Here is an 11,753-nt window from a genome sequence, read left to right as displayed (position 1 = left end):
CGACTGCACCAAGGGCAGCGTCGGCGGCGGGTTCCTCTACACCAACAAGGAGTCCATCTCGCTCGGCCTCGTGGCCACCATCTCGCTCGCGGCCGACGGCTCGCGCAACGAGGTGCCGGTCTACCAGATGCTCGAGGACTTCAAGAACCACCCGGCCGTCGCCCCCATCATCCGCGGCGCCAAGATGGTCGAGCACTCTGGCCACATGGTCCCCGAGGGCGGCTACAACATGATCCCGAAGTACGTCTTCGACGGCTGCCTGCTCGCGGGCGAGACCGCGGGGCTGTGCATGAACATGGGCTACCAGGTGCGCGGCATGGACTTCGCCGTGGCGTCCGGCCAGATGGCGGCCAAGGCGGCCATCGAGGCCCTCGACAAGGGCGACGTCTCCGAGGCGGGCCTGTCCCCCTACAGGGAGATGATGGAGGCCTCCTTCGTCATCCAGGACCTGCGCACCTTCTCCAAGTGGCCGCACGTCATGGAGGAGTGGGGCTCCATGTTCACCGACTACCCGTCGATGGTGAAGGAGATCTTCAACGCCATGTTCAGCGTCGACGGCTCCCCCCAGAAGCCGCTCGCGAAGCGGATGATGCCCATTATCAAGAAGCGCGGCCTGCTCAAGCTGGCCGGCGAGGTCAGGAAGGCGGTGCGTGCGCTGTGAGCAAGGTCTGCGAGATCACGGTCAACGTCGACGAGGCTCTGTCCGTCAACAAATACGAGGTCGACGAGGAGACCCCGCACATCGTGCTGGCGGAAGACGACGGCTCCGAGGCCTACAACGAGGAGTTCCTCAAGCTGGTCCGCGTGTGCCCGGCGGCCCTCTACAAGATCGACGGGGACGGCGCCAAGTCCTTCGACTACGCCGGCTGCCTGGAGTGCGGCACGTGCCGCATAGCCTGCGAGGGCACGATCGTCGAGAAGTGGGTCAACCCCAGCCCCACGATGGGCGTTGAGTACCGCTTCGGGTAAGCCCTCGTTTCATCTACCTCCCCTTTTCCTTGAAGAGCTCCCCTCGGGGAGCTCTTCTCGTTTTTGCAGGCGAAGGCGATGCAGTACCCCGCAAAAGCCGGTGGCGGTCGGGCCTCTTCTTGGCTTACGGGGAGGGCTTGCCCGGTCGCGGGGCTGTCAGACGAAGCGTTCCTCGCGGGTGCTTTCCGCTAGGCGCAAGGCTCTAGTTGCCCGATTCGTCTGAGCCGTTTCCGTTGATGTAGTCGATCAGCTCGGAGCGCTTGTGGATCCCGATCTTCTCGTACACGTGGCGGATGTGGGTGTTCACCGTGTAGGGGGAGATGACGAGCTTCTTCGCCACGTTGTCCGTCGTGAAGCCGCGCGCGATGAGCATGACGATTTCCGTCTCGCGGGCGGAAAGCGAGAATTCCCTCGCCAATTCCTTGATGCGCTGCTCCTGAAGCGATTCGGTTGCCGGCGGCGCCATGAGCTTGGTGATGTTGTATTCCTGGCGGACGAGCGGGATGACGATCGCAGAGAGGATGCAGACGAAGATGATTGCCGTGGGGGTGGTTGCCTCGAGAGCGAACGACGGGTTCGCCTCGTAGATCAGGGCAAGCGTGTTGCCCGCCGCGATTCCGAGACGGATGAACGCCCCGCTGAACCCGAACGCGATTCCGATGGGCACATAGCCTTTCATTCCCAAAACGCCGAAGTACATGATGAGCAGCACCTCGAAGATGGCGACGACCGCCAATACGAGGAAGAACGAGGGAATATAGAATTGCTCGCCGGTGATGAACAGGGCGAACGAGATGATCGCCAAAACGATAAGCCAGGGGAAGATGCGGTAGATGTTGAGGCGCTGCTTCGATGAGGCGCTCACCGCACCGATGATGCAGAGCAGAACTGCTCCGCCGATCGAGCCGAACGTGAAGGCAAGGTCGCCGTCGGGGAGGCTCTCCAGCGGGATGATCGCGACGAGGAAGTAGCAGGCGAGCGCGGCGACGAAGGCGGTCACGCTGACGACGATCATCGGTCGGATGGCCCGCTTCGCCGTGCTCTCCGGCAGCAACGTGGGGTAGGGCATGCTCTCGGCAATTCTGCGTCCGCGCCTGAAGAGCACGCATGCCGCTACGGGCAAAAGCGAGATGAACACCGAGGAGACCCCGGTGGGAAGGACGAGGGCGACAAGCGAGCATGCGAGCATGACAAGCCCGATGGTCGTGCCGATGCGCGCCACCGAGAATGATGTCTTGGTGCGCGAGTACAGCTCGCCCCACATAATCCAAAGCAGTGCGTTCGAGGCGCCGATTACTGCCGCGAGCGCATAGGCGATAGCGTCGGTGGGGAACGAGAACGCGAACAGGGTGAGGACGAGCGTCGAGGCGAAGGCGATGGCCGTGACCACCTCGTAGAGCCATTTACGTTCGCAGAGATGGCGCTTCCTGCCGAGGGAGAAGGCGATGGCGATGAACCCGATTACGGCGGCGACGAGCGCGAAAAGCCACGACTCCGTTACACAGTCGTCGAGGAGCTGCACCCCGATGAAGGCGTCGTGAAGAAACCACAGGTTGTAGTGCCACGCGAGAAGCAGGGCGAAGCCGACGAATCTGCGCGTCGGATAGTCGAGCGGATTTCTTTTTGGTCGAGTCGTTTTCGGGACAGCTTCCTTGGTGGTCATATGGGTTCCCCTTGGCCCGTATCGGACAATAGACGATGCGCTCCATTTTGCCTTAAGAAGGCGCAAAAGGGCAAAAGCCCGCAAGACGCAATTTTAATCTTATTTCGGGAAAATGGCGACGCTTGCGAGCAAGGTCGTGCGAGTTTTTCAGGTTGCGGTATTTTTCAAATTGCGGCGTTTGCGGGGTATTTCCCATCGAAACGCTAGGTTGAAGGTGTGGGCAGCGAAGCCTAGGCTTGGAGCCAAAGAAGAAGCGGGACGGGGGTTGGGCGATTTGACCCATTCCCCCGATCTCTCCGATCGGCGTGACAACCGAATCAATGGGTTGCTACTTGCGCGCCGCAACAGCGAATGGAAAGGATCCTCATGAACGTGTTCATTCCCGATGGCCGCATCGACCAGTTCATTCTGGAGGACATGCCCTACATCGACCTCACGACCGAAGTTCTCGGCATCGGGGAAGAGCTGGGGGAAATCGAGTACTTCACGCGCGAAGACTGCGTGCTTGCCGGCGCGGAGGAGGCCGCTCGCGTGCTCGGGAAGACGGGTGCGCGCGTCGTGTGGTCGCGGCGTTCGGGCGAGCGGCTCGTTGCGGACGAGCCGTTCCTTCGCGCGGAGGGCACGGCGGCGGCGCTGCATATGGCGTGGAAGGTGTCGCTCAACCTGTGCGACCATCTGTCGGGCGTGGCGACCAAGACGCGGGCGATCGTGGACGCTGCGCACGGCGCGAACCCCGCATGCGAGGTGCTCACCACGCGCAAGAGCATGCCGGGGGTGAAAGACCTGCTCACGAAGGCGGTCACCTGCGGCGGCGCCTTCCCACACCGTTTGGGCGCGTCCGAGACCGTGCTCGTGTTCGACCACCACATCACCTTCATGGGCGGCTTCGAGGCGTTCTTGGAGGCGCTTCCCGCCCTTCGTGGCCGCTGCGTGGAGAAGAAGCTGTTCGTGGAGGCGGGGCCCGACGAGGCGCGCCGTCTCGCGGAAGCGGGCGTCGATGGCATCCAGCTCGACAAGCTGCCGGTGGACGATCTGGCCGCGCTTGTGCCCGAGTTGCGCACGATTGATCCGCATCTCACGCTTATCGCGGCAGGCGGCATCAACCTGCAGAACGCTGCAGTCTACGCCGCGACGGGCGTTGACGGCCTGGCCACGACAGCGCCCTTCATCGCCAAGCCCATCGACATGAGCGTGCGTATGAAGCGAGCAGAATAGTCGCACGTAAGGCCGAGCAGAGGCCGAGGTGAGACGGGGGTCGAACGCGGCGCGACGGCACAGAAACCGAGTTGTCCCAAAAAGCGCATGCGAAAAGGGGGATTTTGGCACAAAAACCGAGTTGTCCCACGGAATAGCCGTCGAAATGGATGGTTGGCTTCGGTTGATAGTACTTGCCAATGGGAAAACATCAGGTCAGAGAACCTCCCGAGTTGAGCTTGCCTTCTATGTACCGTTCATTTAGTGGGACAACTCGGTTTTTGTGCCAGGATTTGCTTTCGAGGGTGAACTTTTCAGGACGTCGGCCACAGCCATGGCGAATCGCCGAGCTCACGACGCCGTACGGCAGCACTCGTGCGCGCCTACGGCGCCGAACGGACTCTGTGCGATGTGCTGCGGGGCATGTCGTCGCCCGACCTGCAGCTTCTCTCACCGGCGTTCCGGTCGTACTCTTCGTCCGAAGGGCGCAACCTGCCGAAGCTGCAGTCGTTCGCCGGCGAGCTCGGCGTGGCGGCGAAGGTGAGAAGGTGCATGGAGGCGCTGCTGTGAAGACAAGTAATGCTATGCAGCTCAAGGTGCTAATCAACAACAGGGAGAAGGCGGCGGGCGTGTCGCCCCAGCTGATGCTGCAGAACTGCATGCTCGAGCAGCTAATCGACCGTGAGCTTTCAGTCTGGTTGGCTTTGTGGCGGGGTGTCACTTTAAACCGTCGACTACTCTGTCGGAGATGGGGGTGGAACAAATCGTTGACCCCCATCCCATTGATATGCTCTGCTTTCTGAATAATGCCAGGCGTTTTCTTTCTATGCCAATTGGATTGCTACCCCTCGTGGACGCCGTAGGCGGTTGCGAGATCGAGATTGATACTGCCATCGTCGTCCCAGCTGTAGGGAACCTCAACAACAAATCCGTTGCTGTCATTGATGAGCTTGATGTAGCTAGTTTCCACCTCATAGGTTCCAGCTGAAGTAATGCCAGAGGTTGTTGTTTCGAATGTGTTTGGTGAAAAACTTGGTTTTGAGACAGGGATTGGGTGATTTGTCTCGCCTTGAGGGGCACGGCGCAAGGCAGGCTGCTTGTTGCCATAGAAGGCGCAATAATCGAGTGCGCCTCTTCCTCTGCCGCTGATCGGGGTTTTGGGGAATGTCTTTGGCGGGCGAATCGGGTGCAGGCTGTGTGACTGGAAGCATCGCAAGGGAATAGGCGCCCTCTATTGCGAAGGGCAAGCACCGAGGCGGGGCGCCGTTCCTCTAGCTCGAACATGGCAAGATGCGCAGGGCTCTTTAGGGGCGAGCTCAAACTAATTCGTTATCTGTCCGATACTTGGTACATACGATTTCGCACGCGTATGGCAGAATCGGCATCGCTTGCAACTGATGGGAATGGGCGCTGGTGTCGATGGTGACCTATGAACTTGTTCGTCGAAACGAGAGTACCCTCGTTTACGAGTATTGGCCGGAAAACGATCGGGGGTCGCGTCCTGGCAAGGTGTTTGTCGACCTCGCTAACGAGACAGTGTCTTTGGGGGCTCCGACAGAGCGCGATCTTCAGCGCTGCACCACAGGCAGGGATATGAATGCGATGCGCGACGGGGTTACCGAGATGCGCCAAGAGCGCGGGGAGCCTCTGCTGTTCGAGGAGGAGCTCCCGACCGAGCCCGACGACGCGGTCTACCGATGGTGGTGGTACTACGATCACGTTCAGAGGGACTTTTCGAGACGGCACGATGAGGGGAAGATACCCGAACGCGGCATGGTCGCTTGGCACTAGGGGCGAGGGGGCGCGAGCCTGCCTCGAGGTGTCGGGAACTTGGCCTCGTGGATTTCTGGGTGACGGGAGGTAATGCCATGATCAAATGGGGCTCGATTGTGCGCATCGGGGAGAGCCGGCGCCTAGGCTTCGTCTGCGACCTTGACGAAGGCGCATGCGGCGATTCGCCTGATCCGACATGCGTTTGCGCTGTCGAGCTGTTCAAAGCCGGCTGTCTGCGGGAGGAATGGGAACGGCATGAGTGCTTCCTGTGCGAGCTGGACGAGGTGGCCGAGGCGCAAGGAGCAGGGCGGAGCCTTGCCTGCACAGATTTCGAGTACTTGAGAATCGACAACTACTGGGTGGAGGACACTCCGCTGGAAGAGCACCGCACCATATGGGTTGTAATGGAGGGCGAAGAGGCCTTGGTATGGCTGGAGCGGGGCTATGTCGGCCCCGTCGAGCCCATTGCCCATTTGGCCCCATCCAAGGTTGCGACTTTGAAGGAAGCTTTCAGCGATGTCTGCATCTGCAATTGGAAGCGAGACTACGACCGCAAGGGCTGGTGCCTAGGTGGCAACGCGTGGCGCATGACCTTTATTCGTGGGAGTGCGAAGGCGTCGACGGGTGGCATCGATGGATGTCATGCGAGCTTGGAGCCGCTTTGCGAGGCTTTGAGGCACGTTGGGCTGCCTGTCGGCTTCCAGGATGGCCACGGGCTCGTTTATTCGCCTTTAAAGAAGGGTAGTCGCAAAACCAAAGAAGCCGGTCTCGTTCTAGCCCATGTTCGGTCTACGCCCGACTAACCTCGAGGTGGGCTATACGGCGTCTTCGGCGTTGCCGGCGGTGCTTGGGAAGATGGTGGCGCGGTGGCGCAAAAACCGAGCTGTCCCAAAAAGTGCATGCGAAAAGACGGATTCTGACACAAAAACCGAGTTGTCCCACGGAGAAACCACCGAAACGGGCGGTTGGCTTCGGGCGATAATGCTCTCCGATGGGAAAACCCCAGGTCAGAAAATCTCCCAAGCCCCCAAGCCGGACTTGACTTCCACGCCTCGTTCATCTTGTGGGACAACTCGGTTTTTGTGCCAGGATTTGCTTCCGAGTGTGTGCTTTTCAGGGCGTCGGCCACTGCTATGGCAGATATCGCTTCGGAGGGACGAATCACCCGACTCGTGTCCTGGATGAGGCAAGTCACCCGACCCCGTCTCGCCTACAGACATCGTTTCAGCGGGGGCAAGTCGTCCAATCCGAGTCTCGCCCGATTCCCGTCCCGCGAGTGAGGCAAGTCGCCCGACCCGCGTTCGAAATAGCGACCCCCGCTCAAGAAATAGGTAGGTGCTCTCGTGCAGACGCGATATAGCTTTGTGCTTGCGTGTTTTTGAAGAGTCTCTCGGTCGCTCGCGACTCCCGTCCAGCCCCCAGACCTGCCCGGCACCCCTTTCCCCATCTTCCCCTATGGCTTCACGCGGGGGCGTGTAACGCGCATTTCCCCGTAAAATGCAAGTGCTTTCCAAAGTGCGGGGCAAATCTTGGGGCAAGCGGACGAAAAAGGGCGAAAGTACGTTACACTGGTTACAACGCAAGCCGAAGTCGGCTTGACCAAGCGGTTCTTTGTGTGTGCAAGACTAAAAGTGGTTGTGCCTCAAAGATGCTCTTTCGGGCGCGGCCACGCAACGAAAGGTTGGTGGTCAAAATGGCAGCTCCTGCCACTGAGCACGTGCGCAATGTCGTCCTGGTGGGTCAAGACGGCGCGGGGAAGACTTCGCTCGCTGAGGCGATGCTCTACGTCTCCGGCAAGACCCCGCGCATGGGTACGACGCACGACGGCAAGTCCTATCTCGACTACGACGCCGAGGAAATCAAGCGCAAGTTCACGATCGGCACTTCGATCGCCCCCATCCCGTACAAGGACTACAAGATCAACGTGCTCGACACTTCGGGCCATCCCGACTTCATCTGCGACACGCTGTCCACCATGCAAGCCGCTGAAATGGCGCTTTTCGTGGTCGACGCCGTTGCAGGCCCACAGGTCATGACCACCAAGCTGTGGCGCGAGGCCGAGGGAATGCGCCTTTCGCGAGCCGTGTTCATCAATCACATCGACCGCGAGCACGCCGACTTCGACATGGCCATGGCCACGCTCCACGCGCGTTTCGGATCGCGTCTGGGCCCGGTCACCATCCCCATTGGGCAAGACGCCGACTTCAAGGGCGTCATCGACATCATCCGCATGGAAGCCCGCTACTTCGGCGAGGGCGACGACTCCGAGCGCATCGAGCCCATTCCCGCCGAGTTCGCCGACGCTGCGCAGGCGGCCCGCGACAAGCTGTGCGACCTCGTGGCCGAGGCCGACGACGAGCTTATGATGAAGTATCTCGAAGGCGAGGAACAGCTCACCCAGGACGAGCTCGAGTCGCTGCTCGACAAGGCCATCGCGCAGGAGCTGTTCATCCCCGTGTTCGTGGGCTCCACCATCATCAAGCAGGGTATTCAGGGGCTTATGGAAGACATCTGCACGTACTTCCCGCACCCGAGAAGCCACGGTCGTTTCCAGATGGCCGACGGCACCTCCATCCCCATCGACGAGACGAACCGCCCCGCGGCATTTGCCTTCAAGACGCTCTCCGACCCGTTCGTGGGCCGCTTGAGCTTCCTTAAGGTGCTCTCAGGCGTGCTCGAGCCCGGCATGGAGCTCATCAACGCGCGCACGGGAAAGAAGGAGCGCCTGGGTCACCTCTACGTCATGATGGGCAAGGAGGCCACCGACGTGAAGAGCGCGAAGGCGGGCGACATCATCGTCGTGCCGAAGCTCGCCGAGACGCGCACGGGCGATACGATTTCCCTTACCGGCGAGATCGCCGTCGACCCCTTGCCGCTGCCGGTGCCGCAGTACCCGGTCGCGATCGAGGCCGTCAACAAGAAGGAAGAGGACAAGCTCGGGACGTTTCTTGCCCGCGCGGCGGAAAACGACCCGTCGATCCACATTCAGCGTAACGAGGAAACGCACCAGACCGTGCTCACCGCGATGGGCGACACGCAGGTTGACATGCTCGTTTCCCGCTGCAAGGAGCAAACGGGCGTTGAGGTTCGCCTCGTGCCGGTTCGCATCCCGTATCGCGAGACCATTCGCAAGACCGCCGAGGCCGAGGGCCGTCACAAGAAGCAGACGGGCGGCGCCGGGCAGTTCGGCGACTGCTGGCTGCGCATCTCCCCGAACCCGGGGGCGGGCTACGAGTTCGTCGACGAGATCAAGGGCGGCGCTATTCCCGGCGGCCTTATTCCCGCAGTTGACAAGGGCGTTCAGGAAACGATGAAGGAAGGCGTGCTTGCCGGCTACCCGATGGTTGACATCAAGGTCGCCGTGTTCGACGGCAGCTATCATTCCGTCGATTCCAACGAGATGGCGTTCAAGACCGCCGCGCGCATCGGTTTCCGTGCTGCGTGTGACCAGGCCGATCCTGTGCTGCTCGAGCCGATGGCTGACATGGAGATCACGGTGGGAGAGGACTACGCGGGCCCGGTTATGGGCGACATCTCCACGCGCCGCGGACGCATCGTCGGCACGGACTCCAACGACGAGGGCGAGACCGTGATCATCGTGCGCGTGCCCTACGCCGAGGTTGTGAAGTACACGAAGGATTTGCGCTCGATCACACGCGGTTCGGGTTCGTACAGCATCCAGATCAACGGCTACGAGCAGGCGCCTGCCGATGTCACGAAGAAGCTCGTGGAGGAATACCAAGCCTCAAGGGCTGCAGGGAATTAGCGAGTAAGAAGTGGTGGGTTGCGAAGCGTGGGGCTTTGCGCTTCGCGATCCGCTTTACGCAACTGCGGCTTCGATCGTTCGGAACCGCAGTCGCGCAGTGGGGCCGGAAGGATTCTCCCTTCCGGCCCCTTGTTTTTGGTCAGGTTGCTGTAGGACGCTCGGTTTGATGCGCGGCTGTACGGATTCGTCGCGTCACAGGGAGCCGCCGCACGGTTGCCCGAAGCAAGGCTGCGTCGCCGGGACCGACGCTCGCCAGCCCGTCCCGCCTTTGCGTTCCCCTTCTTCTCGCTCTTTCCCGAGCGTTCCCTTCCGCCCCTTCCGCTTCCAGCCCCTTCTTCATGCCCTGGGATCAAATTCGTCCTTCCGCTACAGGGCGGACGACCAAGTCAACCCGTCGATTCGACCTTGCGGGTTGAGGTCGATTGCGCGCTTTCGGGTAGTCTATCGTGCGCATGTTCACGCTTTTGAGGGAAAGCGTGTCTGTTTTTTGCGCATTCGCGCGATGTGGAGTCAAAAGAATAGTTGAAGGGGATGGTCATGAAACCATACAAGACAGTTATCTACAGCTTCCTGGTGGGCGGCACCTTTGCGCTCATCGCCCAGGCGATCCTCACGTTCTGGCAGACCGTGCTCGTAGGCACGCCGATGGCGTTCTTTATGGGCGGCGCTACGCTTATCAGCATGGGTGTGATCGGCTGCATCCTGGGCGGCCTTGCGTGTTATCAGTACGTCGAGGAATGGGCGACGTTCGGCGCGCTGCTCCCGTTCTCCGGCTTCGCAATGGCGGTTGGCATGAAGGCTGTGGGTCCCTGGACGAAGAACAACGAGAAGATGGGCAAGTGCATCTGGAACTGCGTGTGGTTCGTCGTGTGGTTCAATGTGCTGTTCGCGGCTATCTGCATCGCGCTCGGCTGGATTTGCGGCACGGTCGGGTTCAACAACAACCTCGGCGTCGCAAAGACCGAGGGTGGCATGCTGTTCGTGTACGCATTCCTTGTGGGCGGTCTGCTCGCCGCGTTCTTCCAGATCCTGTTCGTGTGCCTGAAGAAGGTCACCAAGAAGGTTACTCCGCTCCATATCCTGATCACGGCATGGATGTTGGGCGCAATCTTCGCGCCCTTCGGAATTTCCGGTGCGCTCGCTAACTTCTCCGGCGAGGGCTTCTCCGTCATGATCACGGTCGGCGGTTACAACATGTACAACGTGGGCATCGAGCTTGCGGCGGGCAACCTCGCGGGCGCCGGCGTCCATCTGGGCTCGTTCCTGCTCGCCGTTGCCGGCCTCGCCATCACCGCGCTGTTCACCTTCTTCATCTACAACTGGACGTTCGGCCGCAAGCCGCTCGAGCAGGTTCATGCCGAGAAGGCGCTGAACTCGCTTAAGGAGCTCGGCTACGACGCTTCCATGGTGAAGAAGCTCGACAAGGAAGAGCTCGAAGGCTATGACGCCACGGGGGAAAGCGGCGTGCCTGCAGGCATGAGCGAGACGGTGAAGGCATAGGAATCGCTTTTCGGGCGGCGGCTGCGTGCGTCGCGCACGTGCACGAGTCGCGCCTCTCGCATCGGGCGTAGTGCGCGCCGTGCGTCTTGCGTGCTACGGCGTGTCTCGCTTTCCGCGAGCTCGCGCGGGCGTTGCGTATAGGTCGTGATTGCGGGTTGCGTGTCCCGCGCCGTGCGTCTTTTGCGTGCTCCGAGCTTGTCTCTCGCCGTGTATGAATCGTGCCGTTCTCATTGTAAGCGCGCGTTTCACCTAGTGATTTGCTGGAATTCATCTTGACGGGCTTTCCTCTTATAGAGGGAGGCCCGTTATGCTTCTGTGCCTCGTCGCACGCCTGTCATCTCGCTGGGCTTCGCGTCGAATGAATGCTGCGGCATGATTCTCGCAGGCGGCAATGGGGAAGCGTGTTGATTTTCGGACGCTTGCTTTATACTGTTCAGCACTAATTCAAAGTTCATTCGCGTCGAGCGCTGTCTTTCGCCTTGTTGCGCCGCCGCGATGCCTTAAGGAGTGGGAAATGGCAAAGGGAATGAGCAAAAAGGAACGCAAGCTTCGCGAGGAAATCGCCGAGCTCGAGCAGAAGAAGACCCGCGGCTTCATGCAGACTGCAGGTGGCATCATCGTGTTCGTATTGTTCCTGATCATTCGCCAGGTTCTTGTTGCGAACGGCATGTTCGATCCCGAGACAGTGGCAGCGAGCGTAGTCACTTATGCGATCGCGGTCGTTGCGGCTGGCTTTGTCGGCATCGGTGCCTATCAATATTCCAGGGCGAAGACCAAGATCGGCGAGCTGCAATCACGCATCAAGTAGGCAGAGCTCTATGTTAAACCACCGTTGACATGGGTGTCCCATCGGCGGCCCTCCCGAAAAGCAGGCTCCCCCTATCATGG

10 protein-coding genes and 1 pseudogene are annotated in these 11,753 nt (G+C 60.5%); 9 read left to right on the top strand and 2 right to left on the bottom strand.

Annotated elements, in window-relative coordinates; translation table 11 throughout:
* A pseudogene (locus Q0G85_RS09550) lies at positions 1-661 on the top strand (FAD-dependent oxidoreductase); the annotation flags it as partial.
* Positions 658-969 carry a ferredoxin family protein gene (locus Q0G85_RS09545; RefSeq protein ID WP_297157312.1) on the top strand — a complete coding sequence of 104 codons (312 nt, stop codon included), beginning with the start codon at positions 658-660 and terminating at the stop codon, positions 967-969. The pseudogene Q0G85_RS09550 and the gene Q0G85_RS09545, both read left to right, overlap by 4 nt.
* Positions 970-1,171: 202 nt before the next feature.
* Here the strand turns inward: Q0G85_RS09545 and Q0G85_RS09540 are convergent, their stop codons facing one another.
* The gene (locus tag Q0G85_RS09540) at positions 1,172-2,632 is read right to left on the bottom strand and encodes a LuxR C-terminal-related transcriptional regulator (RefSeq protein WP_297157309.1); all 1,461 of its coding nucleotides are present in this window, start codon (positions 2,630-2,632) and stop codon (positions 1,172-1,174) included.
* Positions 2,633-2,983: 351 nt separating this feature from the next.
* On the opposite strand from Q0G85_RS09540, the gene modD reads away from it, so the two are divergent.
* Positions 2,984-3,847 carry a ModD protein gene (modD, locus tag Q0G85_RS09535; protein WP_297157306.1) on the top strand — a complete coding sequence of 288 codons (864 nt, stop codon included), beginning with the start codon at positions 2,984-2,986 and terminating at the stop codon, positions 3,845-3,847.
* A gap of 354 nt (positions 3,848-4,201) precedes the next feature.
* The gene (locus Q0G85_RS09530) at positions 4,202-4,396 is read left to right on the top strand and encodes a hypothetical protein (RefSeq protein ID WP_297157303.1); all 195 of its coding nucleotides are present in this window, start codon (positions 4,202-4,204) and stop codon (positions 4,394-4,396) included.
* 271 nt (positions 4,397-4,667) lie between these two features.
* Here the strand turns inward: Q0G85_RS09530 and Q0G85_RS09525 are convergent, their stop codons facing one another.
* Positions 4,668-4,796 carry a hypothetical protein gene (locus Q0G85_RS09525; RefSeq protein ID WP_297157300.1) on the bottom strand — a complete coding sequence of 43 codons (129 nt, stop codon included), beginning with the start codon at positions 4,794-4,796 and terminating at the stop codon, positions 4,668-4,670.
* 449 nt (positions 4,797-5,245) lie between these two features.
* Here Q0G85_RS09525 and Q0G85_RS09520 point away from each other — a divergent pair, with 449 nt between their 5' ends.
* The 5 genes from Q0G85_RS09520 (at position 5,246) to Q0G85_RS09500 (ending at position 11,673) form a co-directional block, all read left to right on the top strand.
* Positions 5,246-5,617 carry a hypothetical protein gene (locus tag Q0G85_RS09520; protein ID WP_297157297.1) on the top strand — a complete coding sequence of 124 codons (372 nt, stop codon included), beginning with the start codon at positions 5,246-5,248 and terminating at the stop codon, positions 5,615-5,617.
* Positions 5,618-5,664: 47 nt separating this feature from the next.
* Positions 5,665-6,402: a hypothetical protein gene (locus tag Q0G85_RS09515; protein WP_297157294.1), complete on the top strand. Its 738-nt coding sequence runs from the start codon at positions 5,665-5,667 to the stop codon at positions 6,400-6,402.
* 890 nt (positions 6,403-7,292) lie between these two features.
* Entirely contained in the window at positions 7,293-9,365 is a 2,073-nt protein-coding gene (gene fusA, locus Q0G85_RS09510; RefSeq protein ID WP_297157291.1) for an elongation factor G, read from the top strand.
* Positions 9,366-9,902: 537 nt separating this feature from the next.
* The gene (locus Q0G85_RS09505; protein ID WP_297157289.1) at positions 9,903-10,865 is read left to right on the top strand and encodes a SpoVA/SpoVAEb family sporulation membrane protein; all 963 of its coding nucleotides are present in this window, start codon (positions 9,903-9,905) and stop codon (positions 10,863-10,865) included.
* Between the two features lie 514 nt (positions 10,866-11,379).
* On the top strand, positions 11,380-11,673 hold the full coding sequence (locus Q0G85_RS09500) for a hypothetical protein (RefSeq protein WP_297157285.1): 294 nt from the start codon (positions 11,380-11,382) through the stop codon (positions 11,671-11,673).
* Positions 11,674-11,753: the final 80 nt, after the last annotated feature.

This window comes from uncultured Ellagibacter sp. (assembly GCF_934617235.1).
Taxonomy (GTDB): Bacteria; Actinomycetota; Coriobacteriia; order Coriobacteriales; family Eggerthellaceae; genus Ellagibacter.
This window is presented reverse-complemented; position numbering and strand designations above follow the sequence as displayed.

Excerpts from the sequence above, each read along its gene's own strand:
- modD (WP_297157306.1), top strand. The coding sequence starts at position 2,984 with ATGGAAAGGATCCTCATGAACGTGTTCATTCCCGATGGCCGCATCGAC.
- Q0G85_RS09500 (WP_297157285.1), top strand. The coding sequence starts at position 11,380 with ATGGCAAAGGGAATGAGCAAAAAGGAACGCAAGCTTCGCGAGGAAATC.
- fusA (WP_297157291.1), top strand. The coding sequence starts at position 7,293 with ATGGCAGCTCCTGCCACTGAGCACGTGCGCAATGTCGTCCTGGTGGGT.
- Q0G85_RS09505 (WP_297157289.1), top strand. The coding sequence starts at position 9,903 with ATGAAACCATACAAGACAGTTATCTACAGCTTCCTGGTGGGCGGCACC.
- Q0G85_RS09540 (WP_297157309.1), bottom strand. The coding sequence starts at position 2,632 with ATGACCACCAAGGAAGCTGTCCCGAAAACGACTCGACCAAAAAGAAAT.
- Q0G85_RS09520 (WP_297157297.1), top strand. The coding sequence starts at position 5,246 with ATGGTGACCTATGAACTTGTTCGTCGAAACGAGAGTACCCTCGTTTAC.